A 23,532-nucleotide genomic window follows, 5' to 3' on the forward strand; every position below is an offset into this window, starting at 1 on the left:
GGCTATTTCTCCCGAGTCCGCGAACGGCGTTTCATGGAGGCGACCGAACTCGTCGAGCGCGCCCGCGAAGCCCTCGCGGCCGCCTACGTTCCGTACTCCGAGTACCGCGTCGGCGCGGCGCTCGAGACCGCCGACGGCACCGTCTACACCGGCTGTAACGTCGAGAACGCCAACTACTCGAACTCGCTACACGCCGAGGAGGTCGCCGTCGCGGAGGCGGTCAAGAACGGCCACGCCGAGTTCGCGCGTATCGCCGTCTCCTCGGGCGCGCGCGACGGCGTCACCCCCTGTGGGATGTGTCGCCAGACGCTCGCCGAGTTCAGCGAGGACGACCTCCCGGTATTCTGTGACGAGGGCGACTCGATCCGCGAGTACGCGCTCGGCGACCTCCTCCCGAACACGATCTCGCTCGACACGCTGGAGGCCGCCCGTGGGCGGCGCTCGTAGCGCGTAACCCACCTGCTATTTGTTCGCCGACGAGGAACGTCGCGCATGAGCGACGCAGACGACGTGCAGTACCACATCGAGGCTGGACCGGGCGACGTCGCCGAGACGGTGCTCCTGCCGGGCGACACCGAGCGCGTGGACAAGATCGTCGCCGGCTGGGACGCCGCCGAGGAGGTCGCCTCACACCGCGAGTACCGCACCGTCACCGGCGAGTACGAGGGGACGCCGATCTCCGTCACGTCGACGGGGATCGGCAGTCCGTCGGCGGCCATCGCCGTCGAGGAACTCGCGGCGGTCGGCGCGACCACCTTCGTCAGGGTCGGTTCCTGCGGCGCGATCCAGCCGGAGATGGCGATCGGCGACCTCGTCATCTCCTCCGGCGGCGTCCGGCAGGAGGGGACGAGCGCGGCGTACGTCCGCGAGACGTACCCCGCGGTCGCGGACCAGGAGGTCGTGACGGCGCTCGTCGCGGCCGCCGAACGCCTCGGCTACGACTACCACGTCGGCCTCACCGCCTCGACGGACTCCTTCTACGCGGGACAGGGTCGCCCCGGTTTCGGGGGATACGTCTCCCGGGCGGGGACGGATCTGTTCGAGGAACTGCGCGACGCGAACGTGAAGAACTTCGAGATGGAGGCGAGCGCCATCTTCACGCTCGCGAACGTCTACGGCCTGCGCGCGGGGGCCGTGTGTACGGTCTACGCTAACCGCACCACCGGCGAGTTCCGCGTCGAGGGCGAGAACCGGGCCGCCGAGACCGCCTCCCTCGCGGTCCACCTTCTCGCGCGGATGGACGCCGTCAAGGCCGAGGCCGGGGCCGACCGCTGGCACGCCGGGCTCTCGCTTGAGTGAACGGCTCGTCGACAGACCTTTGGCACTCGTCGCCGCACCACACGGCGATGACCGAACTGCGCCGTACCGCGTGGGGGATGGCCGAGGAGGCGGAGCGGAACGTAGAGCGCCTCTCGATCGAGGAGGTCCTCGGGACGTACGACGACGAGGACGTGACGCTCGTCGACGTCCGCGACGTGCGCGAGCTGTGGCTCGAGGGGACGATACCGGGCGCGAAGCACGCGCCGCGCGGGATGCTCGAGTTCTGGGCGGACCCGGAGACGAAGTACTACCGCGATTACTTCGACCCGGGGCGGCGCTACGTGCTGTTCTGTAACGAGGCGGGCCGGTCGGCGCTCGCCGCCGCGCGGTTACGCGAGATGGGCTTCGAGGACGTGGCACACCTCGGCGGCGGGTTCACCGCGTGGCAGGAGGCCGGATACCCGATCGAGGAGGTCGAGCAGCGCGACTACGAGAACCGGTCCGACGGGTAGGCCGGGGCGGGCGAACGGGCGACCCCCGCCAGGGGTCGCGGGGCGTGGCGTCGAGCACCCGCGAGTGAGCGCCGCAGGCGCGAACGAGCGGACCGACGTTCACGAGAGTGAAACGCTCGTGAGCCAACCGGAACGCGCCGCGTTCCGGTGACGACCCCCCGAGGAGCGCCGGAGGTGCGACGAGGGGGTGAGGAGGGTTTGCTCCAGCTTTTGCCAGCGAACGAGGCGCGCAGCGCCGAGTGAGCGTGGTCCGAGAGACGCCAGAGGCGTCTCTCGTCATCTCGGAGCAGCGAAGCTGCTCCGACGACTCGTCGGAAGACCGGAGGTCTTCCGAGATCTCGCAGGAGCGAAGTTCCTGCGGACTCGTCGAAGTGCCTCCGGCACTTCGAGATCTCGAAAGGCGCGAAGCGCCTTTCGGCGTTCACGAGAGCTTCGCTCTCGTGCCGTGTGGAAGATGCAACGCGTCTTCCATGCCCACAAGAACGACTTCGTCGTTCTTGGGACAGCCCATCAGAACCGCGAAGCGGTTCTGAGGACGACAGCAAAACGTGGGCGTGCAGACGACGTCGGCACCGCGACCGCTCCGCGGGGCGTGACGTCGCACAACCGCTCGCGCCCCGCGGCGACTCTCAGGTCACGGGGGAGCCTGATCCCGTTCTCGGTTATGTGGTTGCAGGCGAGAAACCCCCGCCCTTGAGGGCGGGGATGAATCGCCGTCTTTGGTCGTAACCGGCGAAATCGAAAGGCTTGAGTGCCCATACTGCGCGTCTGTGAGTGTCGTTGCGACGGCCCCCCGTCGTAACTGACCGTTCGAAAACTGGCAGTTGACTTGGTGTTTGCCTCATCAAAAGGTAAGCCTTCGAACAACACACCGACACAAAACAACCAGATACCTCCGAGTCGCCGTGTCCGTCTTGGACACCCGATAGGAGTAACGGGGGCGTGGCACTCCCCCCGGCACGTCGGGCCGGAAACCCGAGGTTCCCAAACCAGCGCACTGCGGTGCGGGCGTGGGAAGCCCCGCCGGTTACCGCGGGGAGGATGTCACAAACGTTCGGCACCCGTCGAGCCGACAGCAGCCGCGGTGCGCTCCGTGTCGTACCGCGAGCGAGTGAAACGAGCGAGCGGCGTTTTTTGGTGCAGATTTTTTGGCGGGGTTCGAGGCGCGGCTTCGCCGCGCCGAGGACTCCGCCAAAAAAGGTGCGTCTACATATCCGGCCACGCCTTCGCGGCGCGACCGGGACCCGAGACGCGGTTGATCCAGCGCGAGGCGACCGACTTCTTGAGCGCCTCGGCGGGGAACCCGCCGAACAGCTTTACGGGGAGCGAGAAGCCGTTAGCGGGTTTGACGCCGTAGGCGACGGCCTCGTCGCCGACCGAGATGAGCGTCCCCTTGTCGACGTGCTCCCACTGCTTGAGCGGCTGGCCGTTCACGGCGCGCTTTACGTTCTCGCCGACGACCTCGGCGGCCTGCCAGGCCGCCTGTGCGGTGGGCGGGGCGGGTTCGCCGTCGAGCTGTTCGACGAGCGCGGTGTCGCCGAGCGCAAAGACGCGCTCGTCGCTCGTCTGGAACGTCGAGCGGGTAGTGAAGCGGTGGCTGCGCTCGTCCTGTTCGACGTCGACGTTCTCCGCGACCTCCCGGCCCGTGATCCCGCCGGTCCAGAGGAGGACGTCGTACTCGAGTTCGGTGTCGTCGCCGATGTAGACGGTGTCGTCGTCGACCTCGCCGATGAACTCGCCGGTCATGATGTTGACGTCGCGCTCGCGGAGCATCTCGTCGAGCTTCTCCTGTAGTTCGGGCGCGCCGGGCGGGAAGACGTTGTCGAGCCCCTCGACGAGGTGGATGTCGATGGGCGCGCGGTGCTTGTCGCGGAACTCGGCGATCTCGCCGGCGCTCTGAATGCCGGAGAGGCCCGCGCCGCCGACGACGACCTGGGCGCGGTCGCTGCGCGAGGCCTCGCGGGCGGCCCGCTTGACGGCGTCGTGGATCTCGAGCGCGTCGTCGAGCGACTTGAGGGTCAGGGCGTGCTCCTGTAACCCCTCGATGCCGAAGAAGGCGGTTCGCGAGCCGATGGCGACCACGCAGTAGTCGTAGTTGACGGTCGTTCCGTCGTCGAGTTCGATCTCGCGGTCGTCGGTCTCGAGGCCGGTGACCGCGGCCTGGATGAACCGGGTGGAGGGGGCCTTGATCTCCTCGACGGGGAGGGCGATCTTCTCCTTGACCGCGGGGGTACGGATGACGCGGTGGGCCTCGTGGAGCACCAGGTGGTGGTCCACGTCGGAGATCCACGTCAGGTCGACTCGATCACCGAGGTTCTCTTCGATACTCTTGACCGCGCCGGCCCCGGCGTACCCGGAACCGAGGACGACGACGTTTTCCGTCATGTCCACCTCTGCAACCCCCTCGGATACAAAGGCTTTGGAACGGTCGTGAGCGTCCGTATCGTGGCATTTTATCGCAAATCGACGGTGTGATCGATCGATCCGGAGCCGGCGACAGAGCGGGCGAGAACAGAGGCGTTACGGAGCCGCGCGGATCAGTGCTCGGGCGCTTCCTCGCCGGAGGGCGCTTCCATGCCCGTCGTCGAGACGATGAGGACGTTGTTCGTGTCGTCCTTCCCGTCGAGGACGCCCTCGATGCGGAGCTTCGAGCGGGGGGTCGGACCGACGACGACGGTGTCGCCCTCGTGGAAGTCTTTGATGGAGCCGTGCAGGCGGATCTCGGCGCGACAGAGTTCGGGGTGGTGGACGCTCGTCAGGTCGATCTCCTGGACGTTCGCGTCCGGGACGCGCTCGCCGTTGTGGTAGAAGGGGACGTCCGCCGGTTCGTCGAGCTGTTCGAGTTCGAGCGCCTCGTAGGCGGTCGCGGTCGGTTTGTACCCCCCTTTCGGTCCCGGGACGCCCTCGACCAGCTGGAGCGCCTTGAGGCTCTGCATCTGGTTGCGGATGGTGCCCGGGTTGCGGTCTACCTTCGCCGCGATGTCCTCGCCCTTTACCGCCCGCTCCGAGACCCCATAGAGGTTGATGAGTTCCTGGAGGATCTCACGCTGGCTCGAGGTGAGTTCGATTGATGACATGGCTTATCATTTGAAACTACCCGCAATAAGTCCGACGGTGAGTCGGGGCGAGGCGGTATCGCTTAGTATCCCGCCCCTGGGAGAGTGAGTATGGAAGGCAAACGAGTCCTCGTGACGGGCGGTGCCGGATTCATCGGGTCGAACCTCGCCAACCACCTCGCGGCGTCGAACGACGTCGTCGCCGTGGACGACCTCTACCTCGGCACGCCCGACAACCTCGACGACGCCGTGACGTTCGTCGAGGCGAGCGTCCTCGACGACGACCTCCCCACCGACGTGGACGTCGTGTTTCACCTCGCCGCCCTCTCCTCGTACAAGATGCACGAGGAGAACCCCCGCGTCGGCGCGCGGGTGAACGTCGAGGGGTTCGTCAACACCGTCGATCAGGCCCGTCACGACGGCTGTGACACGGTCGTCTACGCCTCCACCTCCTCCATCTACGGCTCGCGCACCGAACCCTCGCCGGAGTCGATGCCCGTCGAGGCCCGCACGGGCTACGAGGCGTCGAAGCTCGCCCGCGAACGCTACGGCGAGTACTTCTACAACCACTACGACGTGCGCTGTGCCGGCCTCCGCTTTTTCTCCGTCTACCAGGGGTTCGAGGGCGGCAACGAGGAGCACAAGGGCGAGTACGCCAACACGGTCGCCCAGTTCACCCACCAGATCGCGAACGGCGAGCGGCCCGTCCTCTTCGGCGACGGCTCGCAGACCCGCGACTTCACCCACGTCGACGACGTCGTCCGCGGCATCGAACTCGCCGCCGACCACCGCCTCCAGGGGGTCTACAACCTGGGGACCGGCGAGAGCTACTCGTTCAACGAGATGATCGACATGATCAACGCCGAACTCGGCACCGACGTCGAGCCGGAGTACGTCGAGAACCCCCTGCCGGTGTACGTCCACGACACGATGGCCGATCCCACGAAGATGCGGGAGGCGACCGGGTGGGAGCCGCGGGTCGACTTCGAGGAGGGCGTCGCCCGGGTCTGCGCCCCCTACCGGTGACCGCGCCTACTCCGACCGAAGGCGGTCCGTGAACCGGACGTCGACGACGACCGGGCGTCCCGTCCGCTCCTCGATCGCCCGGTCGAGGGCGTCCGCCAACCGGGGGTACGACTCGCCCGCGGGACGCGCGACCGTCACCGAGACCGTCGGCCGCTGGCCGAAGTACGCGACCGAACTGATCTCCGTCCGCACGCCCGTGATCTCCAGTCGCCGGTACTCCGGGCCCTCGATCACCGCGGCCACCCCCTCGTTCACGTCGTTGTTGTACGCGACCTGCTCTGCGACCAGGCCGCCGGCGAGCGCGAACGTCGCGAGGAGGACGAGCAGCGCGCCGACGAGCGAGACGTACTGCCGGGCGGAGCGGCCGCCGTCGCCGTCGACCCAGCCGTCGGGGCGGTAGCCGAGGTACCAGAGGACGAGAAAGCCCGCCAGGTTCACCGTGACGGCGTTGACCACGAGCAGGAGGAGCGCGCCGATCGCGACCGAGGGGAGCCCCCAGGCGACGCCGATGCCGACCGCCGCCGCGGCGGGGATGAGCGCCGCCGCGATCATCACGCCCACGAGCGAGACGGGGAGCGCGGTGGCGAGCCCGAACGCCCCCGCCCCGCCCGCGCAGACCGCGACCGACAGCGAGAGCAGTCCCGGCGAGATGCGCTTCGAGATCTGGTTCACCGTGGAGACGTCGAGGACGGCGGTGACGAACCCGCCGGTCTTGAGCGCGTAGCCGAACGCGAGGGCGGCGACGACCGCGAGGCCGAGACCGAGCGCCTGGGACTTCAACCCCAGCCACGTCATCCGGCGGTCGTCGAGCGCCATGCCGACGCTCGCGGTCATCGCCGATCCCACCTGCGGCGCGATGACCATCGCGCCCACCACGACCGCGGGCGAGTCGAGCAGGAGGCCCGCGGCGGCGACGATGGCGCTGAACACCGTCATCGAGTAGTAGGTGAGCGCGTTGCGGTGCATGTCGAGGGCCTTCGCGCGGATCTCCTCGGTCGCGACGGCGTCGTCCTCCTCGACGCCCGCGACGAAGCGGTCCTCGAGTTCCTCGAAGTGGGTGGTCTTCGCCGTCTCGGCGCTGGCGATGACGGTGTACTGCCCGTCGTCGAACCCGGCCTCGCGGAGTTCCCCCAGGACGAACTCCACCGCCTGCGTCGGGAGCGGGAACTCGAGCAGCGCCGTCTCGCCGTCCGCGCTGGCGTCGCGCGTGAGCACGAAGTCCACGTTCTCCCCCTCCAGAACGGACACCGCCTCGTCGCACCTGGTCCGCGGGACGACCAGCTTTATCAGCCGCATGTACGGACACTCCCTCGACGGGGAGGTATAGTCGTTCGTGCTCGCGTTCGTCCCGGGGCGGAACCCGACCGGGACGACGGATCCGACCGGGCCCGACGCGCCCCGGCCAGTCCGACGGTCCGACGATCCGACCGTACGACCGGACGACCGAACCGAGTTCACTAAACCGCCCGACTGAGTACCCCTCGCCATGTCACGACCCGTCACCGTCATCGGCGCGCCGATGGACCTCGGCGCGGACCGACGCGGCGTGGACATGGGCCCCTCCGCGATCCGCTACGCCGGCCTCGCGGAGACCCTCGGCTCGCTCTCCCGACCCTGCACCGACGCCGGCGACCTGCCGGTCGTCCACCCGGAGCAGGGGGACCCGGACGCCTCGCCGGAGGGCGGACGCGCGAAGTACCTCGCGGAGGTTGAGGAGGTCTGCGTCCGCCTCGCCGACGAGGTGGCCGCCGCGCTCGAGGCGGGGGCGTTCCCGCTCGTGCTCGGCGGCGACCACTCCATCGCCATCGGGAGCGTCAACGGGAGCGCCCGCGACGCCGACGTGGGCGTCGTCTGGTTCGACGCCCACGGCGACTTCAACACCCCCGCCACCTCGCCGAGCGGGAACGTCCACGGGATGCCCGTCGCGGCCCTCCTCGGCGAGGGGTCGTTCGCCGACGCCGGGTGGGCGCACGCCGCGCCACTCGATCCCGCGAACGTCGCCCTCGTCGGCGTCCGCAGCCTCGACGACGCCGAACGCGAGGCGCTGACCGAGTCCGACGCCACCGTGTTCACGATGACCGACATCGACGAGCGCGGCGTCATCGACGTGACCCACGAGGCGCTCGACATCGCCGGGCGCGGGACCGACGGCGTCCACGTCAGCCTCGACCTCGACTGGCTCGACCCGGACGAGGCCCCCGGCGTCGGCACGCCCGTCCGCGGCGGCGTCACCTACCGCGAGGCCCACGCCGCGATGGAGGTCGTCGCGCAGCGCGACCTGCGCTCGCTCGAGGTCGTCGAGGTGAACCCCATCCTCGACCACCACAACCGCACCGCCGAACTCGCGGTCGAACTCGCGGCGAGCGCGCTCGGCAAACGTATCCTCTAACTGATCTTATCAATCTTAGCTGGCTATACTATCTGTGCGCTCGAAGCCATTTATCCCCGATTCCCCAGTCGCGCTCCCTGCTTCCGCCCATCGGAGAGTACATTCCGACCGACGCCGTCGTCGGAGACGAGGATGACCGATCGCCGGACCGTGCGGGAGACCTACGACCGCATCGCGTCGCACTTCGCGCAGACCCGCGAGTACGCCTGGCCCGAGGTCGAGGCGTTCGTCGAGGGGGCGGAGGACGCGGGGACCGCGCTCGACCTGGGGTGCGGGAACGGGCGGCACGCGGAACTGCTCGCGGAGCGCGCGACGCGCGTCGTCGGCGTGGACCTGAGTCGCGGCGCGCTGGCGACCGCGCGCGACCGGGCGGCGGCCCGGGACTTCGCGCTCCACCTCGTGCAGGGCGACGCGTCGACCCTCCCGCTCCGGACCGACGGCGTCGACCTGGCGGTGTACGTCGCGGCGTTGCACCACCTGCCGTCGAGGGCGCTCCGCCGGGCCAGCCTCGACGACCTCGCGCGCGTGCTCGCGCCCGGCGCGCGAGCGCTCGTGAGCGTCTGGAGCGTCACGCACTCCGCGTTCGACGCGACGGAGGGGTTCGACACGACGGTCGGCTGGACGCTCCCCGACGGCGAGGTGGTCGAGCGATACTACCACGTCTACGACCCGGCGGAGTTCGAGCGGGACGTGCGCGAGAGCGCGCTCGCCGTCGAACGGTGCTACGAGAGCGAGGGGAACTGCTACGCCGTCGTCGCCGGTCCCCGCCACCGACCGTAACGGACGGATCGCGTTCGCGACCGTGTTCCCCGGTCGGTCGTTCAGGCGTCCGAGGTCACCGTCGCCGAACCGGAATCCGTGCTATCGACGGTATAGACAGGTCGTACACCGCGATACTCACCGGACGAGAGGGAGGATCACACCCTACTTATCAATCAGGCAGGGGCAGGCAGAAGTGGAACCTTCGATCCTACGCTGTGTTCGAACACCCATGGCAGACCCGCTTGCCCACATCGATCCGCCGCCGGGGTGGATGAGTGAGGCAGACCCGCACGGGGAACGGCTCCGTTTCCGTCACGAGACGGAGCCGGTCGTCGTCACCGTGGAGCGCTGTCGTGCCGACCACCACGTCCTCGGAGAGGCCGACATGTGGAAGGGCACGGTGGAGCACGGTTTCCCCGACATGCGGAACACGACGACGTTCTGTACCGCGCCGACGATCGACCGGGTGCTCGAGCGCCTCCCGCTGGTGTTCCGGCAGTTCGACGGCCAGGGAGCGATGGCGAGCGTCCCGTCCGGTCGGCGTCCGATCCGCACGGGCCGTCCGTCGTCCCGCTGGATCGGGATGGAGCACTGAGGCCGCGAGAGCGATGCAGGTACCTGATACCGACACCGCAGAGGAGCCGAACAGCGCGACGACCGACTCGCTCGACGGGGTGAACCTCGTGGTGGTGTCGAACCGACAGCCGTACCGCCACGAGTTCGACCCCGACTCCGATCGACGCGACGTCGTGGTCGAGCGACCCACCGGCGGGCTGACCGCCGGGCTCGACCCCGTCATGCAATCCACGGAGGGGACGTGGGTCGCGTGGGGGGACGGCGAGGCCGACCCCGAGGTCGCAGACGAGGACGACTGCGTCGTCGTCCCGCCCGAGGATCCCTCCTACACGCTTCGACGGATCTGGCTCGACGACGAGGCCGTCGACGAGTACTACTACGGGTACAGCAACCGCGGCCTCTGGCCGCTGTGTCACTCCGCGCTCACGAAGGCCCGCTTCTCTGAGCGCTTCTGGGACACCTACGGCGCGGTGAACGAGCGCTTCGCCGACGCGGTCGCAGAACAGTGCGGCGAGGAGCGATCGTGGGTCTGGTTCCACGACTACCACCTGGCGCTCGCGCCGCGGCTGCTCCGCGACCGCGGTCGGTCCGAGGCGGTACTCGCGCACTTCTGGCACATCCCCTGGCCGGGCGCGGACGTGTTCGAGGCCTGCCCCCAGCGCCGGGACCTGCTCGACGGACTGCTGGCGAACGACCTCGTCGGCTTCCACGTCGACCGATACGTCGAGAACTTCCTCGACAGCGTCGAGGAGTTGCTGGAGGACGCCGCCGTCGACCGGGAGACCGGCGCGGTTCACTACGACGGCCGCCGGACGCTCGTCCGGTCGTTCCCGATGGGCGTCGACGCGGAACGCATCGACCGTCAAAGCGCCTCCGAGGAGGCGACGAACTTCTGGTGGGAGTTCGCCGGCGAGCACGACCTCGTCACTCCCGAGCGACAGCTCGTCCTCGGCGTGGATCGCCTCGACTACGCGAAGGGCATCCTCGAGCGCTTCGACGCGCTGGAACGGCTCTGGGAGGACCACCCGGAGTGGCGCGGTCGGTTCACCTACGTCCAGAAGGGAACCGAGACGCGCACCGGCATCCGGGACTACCAGGAGTACCAGGAGCGGATCGAGGAGGCCGTCGAGCGACTGAACGGACGGTTCGGGACCGACGACTGGCGACCGGTCGTCTCGCTCTCCGAGCGACTCTCCGAGGAGGCCCTCGCCGGTCTCTACCGGAACGCGGACGTCGCGCTCGTGAGTTCCATCCGCGACGGCATGAACCTCGTCGCCAAGGAGTACGTCGCGGCGCAGCACGACCTCGACGGCGTGCTCGTCCTCAGTCGCCACGCGGGGGCGCACGACGAACCGACGTTCGCCGAGAACGCCCTCACCACGGACCCGCTCGACACGGACGAGTTCGCGGAGTCGATCAGGACGGCGCTGACGCTCGCGCCGACCGACCGCCGTCGGCGGATGACCCGCCTCCGCCGACACGTCCGGGAGTACGACCTGTCGTGGTGGATGGACGCCGTCTTCGAGACGATGAACGAGATCGAGTCGGAATCGCGCCTCGCCTCCGCCTTCGATGATGACTGACCAGCCGCCATCGGCCGACGAATCGGCATCGGCCGACGGCTCGCCGCCGACCGACGGGTCGGGGTCGGCCGACGGATCGGGTCCGCAGGTACCGTCGCTGTGGGACGTCGCCGACGCCGTGGCCGATCGCCTGGCGGACGCAGACGGCCTCCTCCTCTGTCTCGACTTCGACGGGACGCTCGCGCCCATCGTCCCGCGGCCCGAGGAGGCCGCGATCCCCGCGACGACGCGCAAGCGCGTACGCGCGCTCGACGCGCTCGACGGCGTCCGGATCGCCGTCGTCAGCGGGCGCGCCCTCACCGACGTTCGCGAGCGCGTCGGCCTCGACGGCCTCGTCTACGCCGGCAACCACGGCCTGGAACTCGAACGCGACGGGGACCTCACGGTCCACCCGCTCGCGTCGGCGGCGCGGCCGGCGATTCGTCGCGCCTGCCGCGACATCCACGCGCGCCTGGGGACGATTCCGGGCTGCCGGGTGGAGGACAAGGGCGTGACCGCGACGGTGCACTACCGCGACGCCGCCGACGCCGCGATTCCCGCCATCGAGGAGGTCGTCTCGGCCGTCGCCGCCGACGAGTCGCTCCGCGTGACCGACGGCAAGGCGGTCTTCGAGATCCGCCCGCGGATACCCTGGGGGAAGGGGCGGATCGTCTCGCTACTCGCGGACGAGGTCGGCGAGGGGTGGCTGGCGATCTACGTCGGCGACGACACCTCAGACGAGGACGCCTTCCGGGTCCTCGCGGACGACGGCATCGGCGTCGTCGTCGGCTCGCCGCCCGAGACGGCCGCCGCCGCGCGCCTCGGCGACCCGGACGACGTCGCGACGTTCCTCGGCTGGCTGACCGCGCGGTGGGCGGACCGCCCCCCCGAAGCGATCGCCGCGGAAGGGAAACGCCCTTAACGCGAGCCGCGAAAGGAGCCACTACCCCTCGACGGGCCGTCCGCGGCCGTCGGACGCGGGCACCGATAGTCTAGTGGTAGGACATGGGCCTTCCAAGCCCATAGCCCGGGTTCGAATCCCGGTCGGTGCATTCTGCGAGGGACGGACGTGACGAGCGAGGGCACTCCGCCGGCGGTTCGAAGTAGACGAGTCGCAGCCCGCGCAGGGAGCGAGGCGAGCGAGCAGGACCGTCGCGGCGTGGTTCGAATCCCGGTCGGCGCACTTCCGTCGCGAGCGACGAAATTCAGCCGAGTTCGACGACCTCGAGCGGCCGACTGTACTCGGCGCGGATCATGTTCTCGTCGTCGATCTCGAGGTCGAGTTCGTCGAGTCGCGTCGCCAGGTGCGTGATGTCCTCGTCCTCTGCCCCCACCACTTTGACCAGGAGGTTACGTTGGCCGGTCATGAGTTCGGTGACCTCCACGACCTCGGGGAAGTCCCGAACCTGCGCGGCGACCTCGGCGCGGCGACTGATCGGGACCGTGCAGACGAACAGGAAGTAGAGCGACAACCCGATCTCGTCGGGGTCGAGCGTGGTCCGGTAGCCCGTGATGACGCCCGCCTCTTCGAGGTCGTCCAGCCGGTGGTGAATCGTGTTGTCAGAGACGCCGACCCGCTCTGCGAGCCCCGTCGCGGTGAAGCGGGCGTCCTCCTGGATGTACGTGAGAATCTGCTTGTCGACCTCGTCCAGGTCGTACGGAGACATGACTACCCACTGGCCGGTCGTGGAACGGGAAAAATAATTGCTTCCTCCCTCGCCGACCGCGTTCGAGGCTCGAACGTCTCGGTAGCATCGGGAGTCGGCGCCGAAATTCGAGATGTTTTTCCGATCCCCCAGGTAATTTCGCCATATGGTAACAGAACCGTGAGGATAACACAGAATCCTTTTACGATCGTACTGCGATTCTCGTAGTGGTGGACGATGACCAGAGAACGGACCCGTAGATCTGACCGAGAGGAACCCGACGCCCGACTCTCCCGCGGACGCGCCCGTCCCGACGACGAGAAGCTCGCTACCTCCACTCTGTTCGACGTTCTGGCCGCCGCTCCTCGACGGCGAGTCCTCGAATACGTGCTGACCGCCGACGGTTCGATCCCGCTTCGGGAGGTCGCGGACCACCTGGTGGCGCGGGACCCCCCGCCGGCGACCGACCAGCTGCGGCCGTACCTGCTGCTCGCCCGCGCTCGTCCGCGCGGCGACGTCGTCACGGAACGGCGATGACGACCCCCGAGAACGCAGGGCGCGAGGCCCTCGGAGACATCTATCCGACGCGGTACTACGTCATGGTCGCCCTGCGCGAGCACGTCTCGTTGACGCTCGCGGATCTCGCCGACGAAGTGGCCGTTCGTGAACACGACCGCCCCCTCTCCGACGTCTCGCCCGACGTCGTCCTCGAGCACTACGACGATCTCTACGACGTGCACGTCCCCGCACTGGTGGACGTGGGCGTCGTCGCCTACGATCAGGAGCGGGACGTCGTCGCGCTCGACGGATACGGTCCCCAACAGACCGCCCTCGACGAGTCGCACCTGCTGTCGTACCGGCCGAGCCGACCGACCGAGGAACGAGGCGACCCGTGATCGGTTCACGGACACCTTCGCTGTGACGCCTCGTCGGTCACGGGCGACTCACGAACCGTCTCGATGACAACACCTATGGTTCCGCCGTGACACCGTCACGCATGGACGACGTTTTCGTCGCGCAGCTGATGTCCTCCACTACGTACGCCGTCTCGCCGGATACGCTCGTGGAGGAGGCGGCCCAGTTGATACTCTCGAACGGGATCGGATCGGTCCTCGTCACCGACGAGGACAACCACCTCCAGGGGATCCTCACGACCACCGACTTCGTCCGGATCGTCGCCGAGAGCCACCCGAAGGCCCAGACGCCGGTCTCGCGGTACATGACCACCGACGTGGTCACCACCTCGGCGCAGACGCCCGTCGCCGAGGCCGCGGACGTGATGCTCGAACACGGGTTTCACCACCTGCCCGTGGTCGACGAGGTCGAGGGCGTCATCGGGATGATCACCACGACCGACCTCACGGCCTACGTCTCCGACGTTCGATCCCCGAGTCCCTGACCGCGGAGCGATCAGTCGGCGTGCGGAGCGGCGGACCCGCCGGACGACTGCTCGCCGTCCGTTCGACTCGAACGCGAGCCGAACCGGTGATCGAGCGGGTGGGGCGACCGGAGCGCGGCGATGAGGCTCCACATCACCCCGGTCAGGAGCGACCCGGCCGCCGAGAGGGTCATCCCGAGCGAGAGGAACGTCAGGCCGTAGATCACGCCGATCGTCGCCGACGGTGCGCTCGTCCCGAGCGGGACGTTCGCCATCGAGTCCCGAAGGGTGGGAACGAGGACGAACAACGAGAAGACGCTCCCCGCCAGGAAGATCAGGTCCTGCCACATCATCCCTTCACCTCAGCCTGTGCTATCGCTGTCTGTCGATTGCCGTGTGCCATCGTCAACGGAAGGGAGGCCGCTGTAGTTGAAAAGATTTACTCATTTTCGTGTAAAGATTTTCGTTACGGTTCGATCTGTCACCACGCGTCACGGTTCGCGACCGCTCGGCGGAGCGATGCATCGGTGGTATCGGCGCTCGTCCGCGTCGTCTCGTCGAGCGTGACAGTCGTCGTCCGGTCGGCCAAGACCTAACCGGCTGGCGGGCCTCGTCGGACGTATGAGGGACGAGCGCGCTCGCGACGAGCCGTACGACCGCGAGGGAGACGAGTCGCCCGGGGACGAACCGCGCTCCCGGTTCCCGTATCCCGCGATCTCGTGGGGGTGGCCGCCGGCCTTCTTCGGCGACGACAGGGCGTACACGGATCGGGAGGGCGACGGGGAGACGGTCGGCCGGGACGACGACGGCGGCTGGCTCGACGAGGGGGCGATCTCGCTGGTCCTCGTCGTCGGCCTGGCGCTGTTTCTCTTCCCCGAGCCGGCCACGTCGCTCGTCGGGATCGCGCTCATGGGGATCGGCGTCGTGGCGTGGGTGATCGACGCGATCGGGTGACACGCCACGGTCCCGCGGTCAGGGGGCCGCTCAATCCGCGCACGTCGGCGTTCCCGCCGGATCGGGATCGACGGCGTACATGAGCACGAAGACGACGCTGGCGAGGGCGATCAGCCCCGCCGCGGTCGCGAACGCGGTGAGGACGCCCGTCGCGTCCCAGATGACGCCGACGGTCACGGGGCCGGCGACCTGCCCGACCTTCCACGCGATGGAACGCAGCGACATGCTCGCCGCGACGGCGTCGAAGTGCTGGCCCTCCTCGACGAACAGCGCCATGCTCGCGGGGAGGCGGATGCTGTCGGCGACGCCACAGATCGCGTAGGCGACGAACAGGACGAAGAACGCGGGCGAGAGCCCCCGCCCGGCGACCGTGACGCTGGGGAGGACGCTCTCCGCGTAGCCCGCCAGCGGGATGACCATCGCGCCGACCGCGTACAGCAGCGCCCCGACGAACACGAACCGGTGTTTATCGCCGACGCGGTCGGTGAGCCCGCCGACGAACCCCTGGGTGAGTCCCTTCGCGATCTTTCCGCCGGCGAGGATGCCGCCGACGGCGAACGGGCTCATCCCGAACGCGTTGTGCGCGTAGATGGGCAGGAAGAGCAGGACCGCCATCTTGCCGAACGAGAGGCCGAAGCGAAAGACCACCAGCGCGCGGATGGCCGACCGACTCGCGAGTCGCCTGACGGTCTCCAGCCCGGTCGCCTCCTCGGGGTCGGTCCGACCGCCCGGGTCGTCACGCAGGAACGAGTAGAGCAGGACGAACGCCCCCATCGAGACGACGGTGAGCGCGGCGTACGTCACGCCGAAGCCGTAGACTGCGAGCAGGTAGCCGCCGAGGAGGTCCCCCGCGAGCGAGGAGAACGCGCCGACCTGGTTGTAGGTGCCGAGCCACTGACCGCTCTCGCCCTCGGGGCTGATCTCGCCGACGACGGTCGTCCCGGTGATCCACAGCAGGCTCGCGCTCACCCCCTGTAGAACCCTCACGAGGATAACGTCGGTCACGCCGTCGACGAGCCAGAACCCGACGAAGACGACGACGTTGAGCGCCAGCCCCGCCAGGAGGTAGCGCTTCGCGTTGCCGGTGTCGACCTTGCGCCCGAGCGGGAGGACGATGAAGAGCTGAGCGAGTGCGAACGCCGTCCCGAACAGCCCCTCGACGGTGCTGGTCGTGTGGAACCGGTCGGCGTAGAGCGCCAGCGCGATGGCGACGGTCGAGTACGCCTGCGCGCGGGCGAAGGCGGTTCCACTCAGCGCGAGAAACTCCCGATCGCGAAGTACGCTCAGCGAGCCTCCGGACACGATGTACGCAACTCGGGGATCGATCCGCTTAAACTCATCATTCCCGGAGGTGAGTGAAACGCACTCCCGTGGGGTATCGGAGCGTGCGAACAGTCGACACGGGACGACCGGGAGAGGGCGGCCGCACGATCGGGGGACCGCGCGCGGTGACGGGTCGAGACGCGCGGTGACCGGCTCTGTGCCGGTACGGGGAACCGTCGCCTGGCCGCGGATCTCAGAGTTCGATCCGCTCGATGAGCTGATCGTCGCCCTCGCGGACGTTGATGGCGACGATGCGGATGTCGTTCTCGATGAGCGAGTCGTGGAGCTTCGACTTCAGGAGTTCGTCCACCTGGTAGACGCCGGCCGCGTCGGTCATCTCGATCTCCACGAGCACGGGGTAGCTGTCGCCCTCGCGCAGGGTGACCGTCTGGATGGCCTGACTGGAGAGGGTGTTGATGCCGCGCCCGCCCTTCTCGTAGGGGATGCGCGAGCGGCCGCGCTCCATGTCGAGCGCGTCGGCGACGCGGACGACGCCCGCCTCGCGCGTGAGCGGCTGTTCCTCGGTGTGGTGACAGAGGATCGCGTGGAGCACCTCCCCCTTCACGCGGACGCAGTCGGCGAGGTCGTAGAACTCCGGGAGGATCCGGTCGAGGACGTCCGCCGCGAGCGGGATGGAGTAGTAGGGGTGTTCGTCGCGGTGGACGACGTGACCGATGTCGTGTAGTTCGGCGGCGAGCGCGATGATGACCGCCTCGTCGGCCTCGTCTAAGCCCTGCTGGCGCGCGCCGTTGAACTCGACGCCGCCCGCCTTCAGCAGGTCGTAGAGACAGAGCGCCCGGTTGCGGACGATGCCGATGTGCTTGCGCCCGTGATCGTTGTACCCCTTGCGGTCGACGGGGTTGACGTTCTGCGCGTCGAGGTACGTCTGGATCTCCTCGTCGCGATCGACGTACGCGAGGACCTCGTTCAGGCGCTCGTCGGGGAACGCGTGCTGGGCGTCGGGATCGTAGGTCCGCCCGCCGTTTCCGCGATCTGCCGTGCTCATGTGTGAGGACCTAGACGGCCGCGAGAAAATGGCTTTGGCTATCGGCGGATCGCCCCGGTGGCCGACGGACCTACGCGGCGGCCGCGGCGTCCTCGACCTCGTCGTAGTCCGGTTCGACGCCCGGATCGTCGCTGACCCAGGCGTAGGTGACCTCGCCGTCGGAATCGACGACGAACACCGCGCGCTTCGCCACGTCCTCGACGCCGAGGTCCGCGAAGTCCATCGAGACGTCGTAGCGGTCGATGAGTTCGTCGTTGGCGTCGCTGATCAGCGGGAAGGTGAGGTCGAGTTCGTCGTGGAAGGCGTTGAGCGCGAACGGCGAGTCGACGCTCACGCCGTACAGCTGGGCGTCCGCCTCGGAGAACGCCTCCAGGCGGTCGCGGAAGGTCGCCATCTCGTGCGAGCAGACGCTCGTGAACGCGCCGGGGAAGAACGCGAGGACGACGGGTCCGTCCTCGAGCGCCTCCGAGAGGGTGAACGACTCGATGTCCTCGCCGGTCGCGAGGGGTGCGGTGAAGTCGGGTGCAGTGTCTCCTACGTCGACCATTGCGTGTCGGTGTTGGAGAGTGAACTACATAAGCCCCAACGACTCGTTCCGAGCAAAAGGCCTATAATCGGCAGTTCGTAAAGGACAGTAGACATGGCAACCACCGCAGTACCGCTGTTCCCTGGACTTCCGGGCGGGCCAGAACTCCTGATCCTCCTGCTCATCATCGTCGTCCTCTTCGGGGCGAACAAGCTCCCGAAGCTTGCGCGATCCAGCGGGCAGGCGATGGGCGAGTTCCAGAAGGGTCGCGAGGAGGTCGAACAGGAACTCCAGGAGATGCGCGAGAAGGGCACCGAGTCGGTCACGGGGTCCGACGAGGACGAAGACGCCACGACCACGACCGCGACCACGTCGGAGACGGTGACCGAGACGGAAGCGGAGACGGAAACCGAGAAACAGAACTGATTTTTCTCTCCCCGGGGAACGTCTCTTGGGGCGTGTGGCCTAGTGGACAGGGCGAGAGGTTCCTAACCTCTCGATCGCGGGTTCGAATCCCGTCACGCCCGTGGCTTCTCGCGAACGGACGTGAGCGAGAGCCACGGCACTAGGGATTCGAACCCTGGAAGTCGCAGCGTCCGAGCGAAGCGAGGACGACCGTCTTCCTCCGGTTCGAATCCCGTCACGCCCGCTCGCTCACTGCGCTCGCTCGCGAGCGTGACGACCCTCGCGAACGCTCCGCGTTCGCTCAGTCCCGTCACGCCCGCTGTTGTGCCGAACGCAGTGAGGCCAACAGCGAACCGTGCGGGATTCGAAGCGGACGAGCCGCCGCCCGCGCGGGAGGACGGCGACCCAGCAGGGCGTCTCGGCGTGATCTCACGGTCGAGCGACGGCGGAACCGAGAACGCAGTGCAACGTCGAGAGACAGTCACAACCACGGTCACCGGCTCTTGCTGGCAACAGTCCTATACCCCACAACCTGCAGTGGGTGAGTGAGGGGTTCACAACGGAATCGTGTGCCATCCGACCCCTCTCGTGCCAGTCGGCGGACGCGAGGTTCACCGTGCCCATCCACGGCTCGCGCCCGCCGATCGTCCATTCTAACCGCCGAGTTCGATGCCGCTACGGTCGGGTCTAGTCGAGTCGCGTGTCTCGGGACCGCAGAACCGGCGCGGCTATGGTTCGGGTGTTCGAAGCGCCGGCGTGACCTACGAACTCCGCGAGGAACCGCCGACCGCCGAGGAGTACGTCGCGCTCCGCGAGCGCGCCGGGATGGGCGCGCGCACCGTCGCCGCCGCGGAGCGGGGGCTGCCGAACGGCGTGCACGCGGTGACGATCCGGCGGGACGGCGACCTGGTCGGGATGGGGCGATTGGTCGGCGACGACGGCTGTTTCTACCAGGTGGTCGACGTGGCGGTCGATCCGGACCACCAGCGCCGAGGGCTGGGATCGCGCGTCGTGAGGGCGCTGCTCGCGTACCTCGAAGAGCGCGCTCCCGCCTCGGCGTACGTCACCCTCGTCGCGGACGTGGAGGGCTATTACGAGCGCTTCGGGTTCGAGCGACTCCGCGACGACCAGTACGGGATGGCGCTGTCCGTCGGGTGAACGTGGATCGGATCAGATCGGACCGGACCGGCCGTTCAGTCCCCGATCACGACGACGTCGCCGTCGCGCGCGACGGTGACGGCGTACTCCCCGTACCCGAACCGCACCGCGGTCACCGCCGGGAGCGTCCCGTTCGACGCGGGACGGAACAGCGCCGTCAGCGCGTCGGGATCGACGTACTCGAACAGCGGGTCGAGGTCGACCGCGTCCGTACCGGTCGCGTCGACGAGCGCGTCGATGACCGCCTCGACCACCGGTTCGGTCGACGCCCAGTCGATCGTCGCACGTCCCTCGACGACGCCCGCACCGCGCCCGGATCCATCTTGTTCTCCTGACCTGACAGCCATGATCTCATTAATGGTTACGAGTATATCAAGGTATACGTCCGGTTTCAACTTCTGAAGCTGACGCTGATACTTTGCCGTGCGGGGCGCGACGCTGCGGAATCGCTCGCGTAGCGTGCCGGTCGCTACCGGCTCGATTCTTCGTCGGCGACCGAGACCCGCCGGCGATTCACGCGATCGTTCGAGTATCTGACTCGAGTCAGGCGCTCGGATCGGGGTGACCGTCCGCTCCGGCGATCCCGGGGAAGAGCGCGTCGAGATCCGCCTCGCGGTCCGCGACGACGTACCCCTCGGGCGTGTTCTCGACGACCCCGGCGGCCTCCAGGTGCTCGAGGTGCGCGTAGGCCTCGCCGGGGCCGTGGAGGATGTGGATGCTCCTGAGTTCGCCGAAGAGGTGGGCGCTGACGGTCCACGCGTCAGCCGGCCCGTGTTCCGCCAGGACGCCGAGGACGCGGTCGGTTCGCTCGCGGTGGTGAGCGACGATGTCCGCGGCGCGACCCGCCGGATCGACGATGGGTCCGCGGTGCCCCGGCCACGCGCGGGCGTACCCGGCGTCTACGATCGAGGAGAGCGTGTCGAGATACCGCTCGAGCGGCCGTTCGACGCGGACGTCGGCACCGCCGACGTTCGGCGTGTAGTAGGGGAGGAGCGCGTCGCCGCTGAACAGCTCCGCGCCGGTCGCGCCGGACGGCGCGCGATAGTCGCTCGGGGAGGCGAACCCGCAGAGTCCCTCCGTGTGCCCCGGCAGGTGGACCGCGGTGAGTTCGCGGTCGCCCGCCTCGACGGTCGCTCCCGCCTCGAACGGTTCGACCTCGGGTGGGTCGCCGGCGATCGTCGACTCGCCGTCGAGGAACCCGAGCAGTTCCTCCTGCGACGACTCGGGCATCCCCCACGCCGCGAGCAGGTCGCGCTGGCGTTCGGCCATCGCTGCCAGCGCGTCGGGGTCCTGCGCGACCAGGGGAGCGTCGGCGCGGTGGACGCGGACGACCGCGCCGCTCGCCGCCTGCACCTCGCCCGCGAGACCGGCGTGGTCCGCGTGCCAGTGGGTGAGAAGCACCTGCTCGACGTCCTCGACCGAGAGCCCCCGGGCCGCGAGGCCGTCGTGCAGTCCCTCGCGCGTCTCGGGCGTCGCCACGCCCGTGTCCACGAGCGTCGTCACCGCGCCGTCGAGGAGGTACGCGTTGTTCAGCCCCTCGAACGCGGTGTTCCCGAGACTGATCGTCTCGACGCCCGTCACGCGCGACCACCCGCGACCGCCGGAACCGATCGGGCGAGGTGACGCTCCCCCACGGCGTCGCGGAGCGGCCCGTAGAACTCGAAGTTGACTCGCATGCCCTCCCTGACGCGCGAATCGACATAATCCCGTCGGCATTCGAGGACGACCGGGGGACGATCGGGCCACGACCCCGGTGTGACCCCGCCGTGCGACCACCCCCACGAAGGGCGCGAGGTCGCCTGCCGGATGGCGGTCGTTGCGGTCCGCTCGCGGGCGGAGTTGCGCGGTTCGTCGATCCGACACAGGGGGCGGTCGACGAACCGGCCACAGGTGGGGAAGTACTCGCGGGCCGGGTGCACCTGTCCACTCACGACGGCGCTTCGTGGCGGCGCGTGGGTGTTCCACCCGGCCGGGAGCAGGCGGCCCGCGAACACAACGCACTCGCCGCGTGGGGATGCAGACGACAGTGACGAGTGCACGCTACCCTTGACGGCCGCTCCGTATAACGATTGCGTAATGCTATCATTTATCGAGAAGTGGATGTCGTACAGGATCGAACCCTCGCGTGCACTTCGGGGGACTCCGGTACGGTTTCGTCTATCGGTGCCTCCGCGACCGACCCGGTCACCACGCGAACGACATTCCGCGCCTCCGCCGGTAACCGTCGGATACCCACCACTGTCCGGGGGCCCTCCGCTTCCATCGTCGGGAGGAGGTGGCGGGGCGAGGGATCGGCGCGACGCGGGGAGTCAGAAGACGGCTACGAACTGCCCCCGTTTCGCGAGAAGACAGTTCTCGCGAACGACTTGCGGCAATCGCGTCGGCTTGTCGGCCACTGAAACGGCGCAGGAACCTACCGAAGACATGGCGCAGTACGTAGCCGACACCGACGCCGACCGGTTGAGCGCGGACGCCGACTGGGACGTCCTCTACGTCGACGGCGAGACGGAGCGCGGCGAGCGCGCTGCCCTGGAGGTGGACGACCCGACCACCGAGGAGGTGTTCGCCACGGTTCCCGCGGCGACCGAGGACGACGTGAACGCCGCCTACGAGCGTGCCGCCGAGGCCGGGAGCGAGTGGGCCGAGCGCCCGCCGCAGGCGCGCGCGGCGGTGATCGAGGACGCTATCGGGATCGTCGAGGGGCACCGCGAGACGATGCTCGACCTGCTCGCCACCGAGGCGGGGAGCGCGCTCGTGAAGGGTAACGCGGAACTGGACACGGCGGTCGGGATGATGCGCGAGGCGGCGAGCTTCCCCACCCGCGTCGGCGGGACGGTGAAGGACTCGATCGTCCCGGGAAAGGAGAACCTCGTCAAGCGCGAACCCGCGGGCGTCGTCGGCGTCATCTCGCCGTGGAACTTCCCGTTCCACCTCTCGATGCGCGCCGTCGCGCCCGCTCTGGCGCTCGGCAACGGCGTCGTCCTCAAGCCCGCCTCCACGACGCCGATCACGGGCGGTCTGCTGCTCGCCCGGATCTTCGAGGCGGCGGGCCTCCCCGAGGGCCTGCTCAACGTCGTCCCCGGCCACGGGTCGGAGATCGGCGACCGGATGGCGGGCCACCCCGAGGCGGACGTGATCGCGTTCACCGGTTCGACGGCGGTCGGCAAGCGCGTCGCCGGGCGGGCCGTCGAGCACCTCGCCTACCCCGCGATGGAACTCGGCGGGAACAACCCACACGTCGTCCTCGACGACGCGGACCTGGATCGGGCGGTCGACTCGGCGGTCTTCGGCACCTTCCTCCACCAGGGGCAGGTCTGCATCTCCATCAACCGCCACCTCGTCCACGAGTCGCTCTACGACGAGTACGTCGAGCGGTTGGCCGACCGCGCCGCGGACCTGACCGTCGGCGATCCGCACGACCCGGACACCGTGATCGGGCCGATCATCGACGACGACCAGCGCGACCAGATGATGGCGTACGTCGAGGAGACCGTGGAGCAGGGCGCGACGGTCGAGACCGGCGGCGACCACGACGGTCGGTTCGTCCAGCCGACGGTGCTCTCCGGCGCGACCAACGACATGAGCGCCGCCTGTAACGAGCACTTCGGCCCCGTCGCGCCCGTGATCCCCTTCTCGGACGACGGGGAGGCGATCGAACTCGCCAACGCCGTCGATCAGGGGCTCGCGGCGTCGGTCCACTCGACCGACCGGGAGCGCGCGGAGGCCGTCGCGGACCGCATCGACGCCGGGATGGTCCACGTGAACGACCAGCCGATCAACGACGAGCCCCACGTCCCCTTCGGCGGCGTGAAGGACTCCGGCATCGGCCGGTTCAACGACGAGTACGTGATGGAGGAGATGACCCGCACGAAGTGGGTGTCGGTCCAGCGCGAGGAGCGCGAGTATCCCTTCTAGGCTATCTCTTTAGAGAGGGTCCTCCCTCGCGTCCTGCGGACGCTCGGTCGACCCCCCGATAAAAATCTGCATTGTGAG

At 68.7% G+C, this 23,532-nt stretch carries 27 protein-coding genes and 2 tRNA genes; 18 read left to right on the top strand and 11 right to left on the bottom strand.

What is annotated here, in order from left to right; all coding sequences use genetic code 11:
• The first annotated feature begins 33 nt into the window (after positions 1 to 33).
• From cdd to NKI68_RS17540, 3 genes are read left to right on the top strand one after another with little or no spacing between them, the layout of a single operon-like run.
• The gene (gene cdd, locus NKI68_RS17530) at positions 34 to 447 is read left to right on the top strand and encodes a cytidine deaminase (protein ID WP_254544416.1); all 414 of its coding nucleotides are present in this window, start codon (positions 34 to 36) and stop codon (positions 445 to 447) included.
• A gap of 45 nt (positions 448 to 492) precedes the next feature.
• Complete coding sequence (locus NKI68_RS17535) at positions 493 to 1,299, top strand: nucleoside phosphorylase (RefSeq protein WP_254544417.1); 807 nt, start codon at positions 493 to 495, stop codon at positions 1,297 to 1,299.
• 47 nt (positions 1,300 to 1,346) lie between these two features.
• Complete coding sequence (locus tag NKI68_RS17540; protein WP_254544418.1) at positions 1,347 to 1,772, top strand: rhodanese-like domain-containing protein; 426 nt, start codon at positions 1,347 to 1,349, stop codon at positions 1,770 to 1,772.
• A gap of 1,206 nt (positions 1,773 to 2,978) precedes the next feature.
• Here the strand turns inward: NKI68_RS17540 and NKI68_RS17545 are convergent.
• Both NKI68_RS17545 and NKI68_RS17550 read right to left on the bottom strand, forming a co-directional pair.
• A complete protein-coding gene (locus NKI68_RS17545; RefSeq protein ID WP_254544419.1) occupies positions 2,979 to 4,157 on the bottom strand; it encodes an NAD(P)/FAD-dependent oxidoreductase in 1,179 nt (392 codons plus the stop codon).
• Between the two features lie 152 nt (positions 4,158 to 4,309).
• Positions 4,310 to 4,849 (bottom strand): HTH domain-containing protein, encoded by a 540-nt coding sequence (locus tag NKI68_RS17550; RefSeq protein ID WP_254544420.1) that lies wholly within the window; start codon positions 4,847 to 4,849, stop codon positions 4,310 to 4,312.
• Between the two features lie 90 nt (positions 4,850 to 4,939).
• On the opposite strand from NKI68_RS17550, the gene NKI68_RS17555 reads away from it, so the two are divergent.
• On the top strand, positions 4,940 to 5,854 hold the full coding sequence (locus tag NKI68_RS17555; protein WP_254544421.1) for an NAD-dependent epimerase/dehydratase family protein: 915 nt from the start codon (positions 4,940 to 4,942) through the stop codon (positions 5,852 to 5,854).
• 6 nt (positions 5,855 to 5,860) lie between these two features.
• Here the strand turns inward: NKI68_RS17555 and NKI68_RS17560 are convergent, their stop codons facing one another.
• A complete protein-coding gene (locus NKI68_RS17560; RefSeq protein WP_254544422.1) occupies positions 5,861 to 7,150 on the bottom strand; it encodes a TIGR00341 family protein in 1,290 nt (429 codons plus the stop codon).
• A 190-nt stretch (positions 7,151 to 7,340) separates the two neighbouring features.
• On the opposite strand from NKI68_RS17560, the gene rocF reads away from it, so the two are divergent.
• The 6 genes from rocF to NKI68_RS17590 all read left to right on the top strand — a co-directional run bounded on the left by rocF (position 7,341) and on the right by NKI68_RS17590 (position 12,195).
• Complete coding sequence (gene rocF / locus NKI68_RS17565) at positions 7,341 to 8,243, top strand: arginase (protein WP_254544423.1); 903 nt, start codon at positions 7,341 to 7,343, stop codon at positions 8,241 to 8,243.
• Positions 8,244 to 8,375: 132 nt separating this feature from the next.
• A complete protein-coding gene (locus NKI68_RS17570) occupies positions 8,376 to 9,023 on the top strand; it encodes a class I SAM-dependent methyltransferase (RefSeq protein WP_254544424.1) in 648 nt (215 codons plus the stop codon).
• 253 nt (positions 9,024 to 9,276) lie between these two features.
• Complete coding sequence (locus NKI68_RS17575; protein ID WP_254544425.1) at positions 9,277 to 9,600, top strand: hypothetical protein; 324 nt, start codon at positions 9,277 to 9,279, stop codon at positions 9,598 to 9,600.
• Positions 9,601 to 9,613: 13 nt separating this feature from the next.
• A complete protein-coding gene (locus NKI68_RS17580) occupies positions 9,614 to 11,164 on the top strand; it encodes an alpha,alpha-trehalose-phosphate synthase (UDP-forming) (protein ID WP_254544426.1) in 1,551 nt (516 codons plus the stop codon).
• Positions 11,157 to 12,065 (top strand): trehalose-phosphatase, encoded by a 909-nt coding sequence (otsB, locus tag NKI68_RS17585; protein ID WP_254544427.1) that lies wholly within the window; start codon positions 11,157 to 11,159, stop codon positions 12,063 to 12,065. Before NKI68_RS17580 ends, otsB begins: the two co-directional genes overlap by 8 nt.
• A gap of 59 nt (positions 12,066 to 12,124) precedes the next feature.
• Positions 12,125 to 12,195 (top strand) — tRNA-Gly (locus NKI68_RS17590).
• A gap of 153 nt (positions 12,196 to 12,348) precedes the next feature.
• On the opposite strand, the gene NKI68_RS17595 is transcribed toward NKI68_RS17590, so the two are convergent.
• Complete coding sequence (locus tag NKI68_RS17595; protein ID WP_254544428.1) at positions 12,349 to 12,810, bottom strand: Lrp/AsnC family transcriptional regulator; 462 nt, start codon at positions 12,808 to 12,810, stop codon at positions 12,349 to 12,351.
• 216 nt (positions 12,811 to 13,026) lie between these two features.
• Here NKI68_RS17595 and NKI68_RS17600 point away from each other — a divergent pair, with 216 nt between their 5' ends.
• From NKI68_RS17600 to NKI68_RS17610, 3 genes are all read left to right on the top strand, one after another.
• Complete coding sequence (locus tag NKI68_RS17600; RefSeq protein WP_254544429.1) at positions 13,027 to 13,326, top strand: hypothetical protein; 300 nt, start codon at positions 13,027 to 13,029, stop codon at positions 13,324 to 13,326.
• Positions 13,323 to 13,685, top strand: coding sequence for a DUF7344 domain-containing protein (locus NKI68_RS17605; RefSeq protein ID WP_254544430.1), 363 nt, complete (start codon positions 13,323 to 13,325; stop codon positions 13,683 to 13,685). The genes NKI68_RS17600 and NKI68_RS17605 overlap by 4 nt, the downstream gene beginning before the upstream one ends.
• A gap of 101 nt (positions 13,686 to 13,786) precedes the next feature.
• A complete protein-coding gene (locus tag NKI68_RS17610; RefSeq protein WP_254544431.1) occupies positions 13,787 to 14,188 on the top strand; it encodes a CBS domain-containing protein in 402 nt (133 codons plus the stop codon).
• A gap of 11 nt (positions 14,189 to 14,199) precedes the next feature.
• Here NKI68_RS17610 and NKI68_RS17615 read toward each other — a convergent pair whose 3' ends face one another.
• On the bottom strand, positions 14,200 to 14,520 hold the full coding sequence (locus NKI68_RS17615; protein WP_254544432.1) for a hypothetical protein: 321 nt from the start codon (positions 14,518 to 14,520) through the stop codon (positions 14,200 to 14,202).
• Positions 14,521 to 14,788: 268 nt separating this feature from the next.
• Here NKI68_RS17615 and NKI68_RS17620 point away from each other — a divergent pair, with 268 nt between their 5' ends.
• Positions 14,789 to 15,121: a hypothetical protein gene (locus tag NKI68_RS17620; protein ID WP_254544433.1), complete on the top strand. Its 333-nt coding sequence runs from the start codon at positions 14,789 to 14,791 to the stop codon at positions 15,119 to 15,121.
• A gap of 30 nt (positions 15,122 to 15,151) precedes the next feature.
• Here NKI68_RS17620 and NKI68_RS17625 read toward each other — a convergent pair whose 3' ends face one another.
• The 3 genes from NKI68_RS17625 to NKI68_RS17635 all read right to left on the bottom strand — a co-directional run bounded on the left by NKI68_RS17625 (position 15,152) and on the right by NKI68_RS17635 (position 17,997).
• Complete coding sequence (locus NKI68_RS17625) at positions 15,152 to 16,423, bottom strand: MFS transporter (RefSeq protein WP_254544434.1); 1,272 nt, start codon at positions 16,421 to 16,423, stop codon at positions 15,152 to 15,154.
• A 214-nt stretch (positions 16,424 to 16,637) separates the two neighbouring features.
• Positions 16,638 to 17,450 (bottom strand): HD domain-containing protein, encoded by an 813-nt coding sequence (locus tag NKI68_RS17630; RefSeq protein ID WP_254544435.1) that lies wholly within the window; start codon positions 17,448 to 17,450, stop codon positions 16,638 to 16,640.
• Between the two features lie 70 nt (positions 17,451 to 17,520).
• Positions 17,521 to 17,997, bottom strand: coding sequence for a redoxin domain-containing protein (locus NKI68_RS17635; RefSeq protein WP_254544436.1), 477 nt, complete (start codon positions 17,995 to 17,997; stop codon positions 17,521 to 17,523).
• A 93-nt stretch (positions 17,998 to 18,090) separates the two neighbouring features.
• On the opposite strand from NKI68_RS17635, the gene NKI68_RS17640 reads away from it, so the two are divergent.
• From NKI68_RS17640 to NKI68_RS17650, 3 genes are all read left to right on the top strand, one after another.
• Positions 18,091 to 18,402, top strand: coding sequence for a twin-arginine translocase TatA/TatE family subunit (locus NKI68_RS17640; protein ID WP_254544437.1), 312 nt, complete (start codon positions 18,091 to 18,093; stop codon positions 18,400 to 18,402).
• A gap of 28 nt (positions 18,403 to 18,430) precedes the next feature.
• Positions 18,431 to 18,503: transfer RNA gene (locus tag NKI68_RS17645), tRNA-Arg, on the top strand.
• A gap of 634 nt (positions 18,504 to 19,137) precedes the next feature.
• Positions 19,138 to 19,539 carry a GNAT family N-acetyltransferase gene (locus NKI68_RS17650; RefSeq protein ID WP_254544438.1) on the top strand — a complete coding sequence of 134 codons (402 nt, stop codon included), beginning with the start codon at positions 19,138 to 19,140 and terminating at the stop codon, positions 19,537 to 19,539.
• A gap of 35 nt (positions 19,540 to 19,574) precedes the next feature.
• Here the strand turns inward: NKI68_RS17650 and NKI68_RS17655 are convergent, their stop codons facing one another.
• The 3 genes from NKI68_RS17655 to NKI68_RS17665 form a co-directional block, all read right to left on the bottom strand.
• Entirely contained in the window at positions 19,575 to 19,886 is a 312-nt protein-coding gene (locus NKI68_RS17655) for a HalOD1 output domain-containing protein (protein ID WP_254544439.1), read from the bottom strand.
• Between the two features lie 196 nt (positions 19,887 to 20,082).
• Complete coding sequence (locus NKI68_RS17660; RefSeq protein ID WP_254544440.1) at positions 20,083 to 21,120, bottom strand: MBL fold metallo-hydrolase; 1,038 nt, start codon at positions 21,118 to 21,120, stop codon at positions 20,083 to 20,085.
• The gene (locus NKI68_RS17665) at positions 21,117 to 21,470 is read right to left on the bottom strand and encodes a hypothetical protein (RefSeq protein ID WP_254544441.1); all 354 of its coding nucleotides are present in this window, start codon (positions 21,468 to 21,470) and stop codon (positions 21,117 to 21,119) included. The genes NKI68_RS17660 and NKI68_RS17665 overlap by 4 nt, the downstream gene beginning before the upstream one ends.
• A gap of 493 nt (positions 21,471 to 21,963) precedes the next feature.
• Between NKI68_RS17665 and NKI68_RS17670 the strand changes: the two genes are divergently transcribed.
• On the top strand, positions 21,964 to 23,454 hold the full coding sequence (locus NKI68_RS17670) for an aldehyde dehydrogenase family protein (RefSeq protein ID WP_254544442.1): 1,491 nt from the start codon (positions 21,964 to 21,966) through the stop codon (positions 23,452 to 23,454).
• Positions 23,455 to 23,532 lie beyond the last annotated feature (78 nt).

The organism is Halomarina pelagica, assembly GCF_024228315.1.
Classification (GTDB): Archaea; Halobacteriota; Halobacteria; order Halobacteriales; family Haloarculaceae; genus Halomarina; species Halomarina pelagica.

Bases quoted from the DNA above. Each gene is read 5' to 3' on its own strand.
- NKI68_RS17655 (WP_254544439.1), bottom strand. From the start codon at position 19,886: ATGGCTGTCAGGTCAGGAGAACAAGATGGATCCGGGCGCGGTGCGGGC.
- NKI68_RS17550 (WP_254544420.1), bottom strand. From the start codon at position 4,849: ATGTCATCAATCGAACTCACCTCGAGCCAGCGTGAGATCCTCCAGGAA.
- cdd (WP_254544416.1), top strand. From the start codon at position 34: ATGGAGGCGACCGAACTCGTCGAGCGCGCCCGCGAAGCCCTCGCGGCC.
- NKI68_RS17560 (WP_254544422.1), bottom strand. From the start codon at position 7,150: ATGCGGCTGATAAAGCTGGTCGTCCCGCGGACCAGGTGCGACGAGGCG.
- NKI68_RS17640 (WP_254544437.1), top strand. From the start codon at position 18,091: ATGGCAACCACCGCAGTACCGCTGTTCCCTGGACTTCCGGGCGGGCCA.
- NKI68_RS17670 (WP_254544442.1), top strand. From the start codon at position 21,964: ATGGCGCAGTACGTAGCCGACACCGACGCCGACCGGTTGAGCGCGGAC.
- NKI68_RS17630 (WP_254544435.1), bottom strand. From the start codon at position 17,450: ATGAGCACGGCAGATCGCGGAAACGGCGGGCGGACCTACGATCCCGAC.
- NKI68_RS17610 (WP_254544431.1), top strand. From the start codon at position 13,787: ATGGACGACGTTTTCGTCGCGCAGCTGATGTCCTCCACTACGTACGCC.
- otsB (WP_254544427.1), top strand. From the start codon at position 11,157: ATGACTGACCAGCCGCCATCGGCCGACGAATCGGCATCGGCCGACGGC.
- NKI68_RS17555 (WP_254544421.1), top strand. From the start codon at position 4,940: ATGGAAGGCAAACGAGTCCTCGTGACGGGCGGTGCCGGATTCATCGGG.
- NKI68_RS17600 (WP_254544429.1), top strand. From the start codon at position 13,027: ATGACCAGAGAACGGACCCGTAGATCTGACCGAGAGGAACCCGACGCC.
- NKI68_RS17635 (WP_254544436.1), bottom strand. From the start codon at position 17,997: ATGGTCGACGTAGGAGACACTGCACCCGACTTCACCGCACCCCTCGCG.
- NKI68_RS17580 (WP_254544426.1), top strand. From the start codon at position 9,614: ATGCAGGTACCTGATACCGACACCGCAGAGGAGCCGAACAGCGCGACG.
- NKI68_RS17575 (WP_254544425.1), top strand. From the start codon at position 9,277: ATGAGTGAGGCAGACCCGCACGGGGAACGGCTCCGTTTCCGTCACGAG.
- NKI68_RS17540 (WP_254544418.1), top strand. From the start codon at position 1,347: ATGACCGAACTGCGCCGTACCGCGTGGGGGATGGCCGAGGAGGCGGAG.
- rocF (WP_254544423.1), top strand. From the start codon at position 7,341: ATGTCACGACCCGTCACCGTCATCGGCGCGCCGATGGACCTCGGCGCG.
- NKI68_RS17615 (WP_254544432.1), bottom strand. From the start codon at position 14,520: ATGATGTGGCAGGACCTGATCTTCCTGGCGGGGAGCGTCTTCTCGTTG.
- NKI68_RS17620 (WP_254544433.1), top strand. From the start codon at position 14,789: ATGAGGGACGAGCGCGCTCGCGACGAGCCGTACGACCGCGAGGGAGAC.
- NKI68_RS17535 (WP_254544417.1), top strand. From the start codon at position 493: ATGAGCGACGCAGACGACGTGCAGTACCACATCGAGGCTGGACCGGGC.
- NKI68_RS17570 (WP_254544424.1), top strand. From the start codon at position 8,376: ATGACCGATCGCCGGACCGTGCGGGAGACCTACGACCGCATCGCGTCG.
- NKI68_RS17595 (WP_254544428.1), bottom strand. From the start codon at position 12,810: ATGTCTCCGTACGACCTGGACGAGGTCGACAAGCAGATTCTCACGTAC.
- NKI68_RS17545 (WP_254544419.1), bottom strand. From the start codon at position 4,157: ATGACGGAAAACGTCGTCGTCCTCGGTTCCGGGTACGCCGGGGCCGGC.
- NKI68_RS17605 (WP_254544430.1), top strand. From the start codon at position 13,323: ATGACGACCCCCGAGAACGCAGGGCGCGAGGCCCTCGGAGACATCTAT.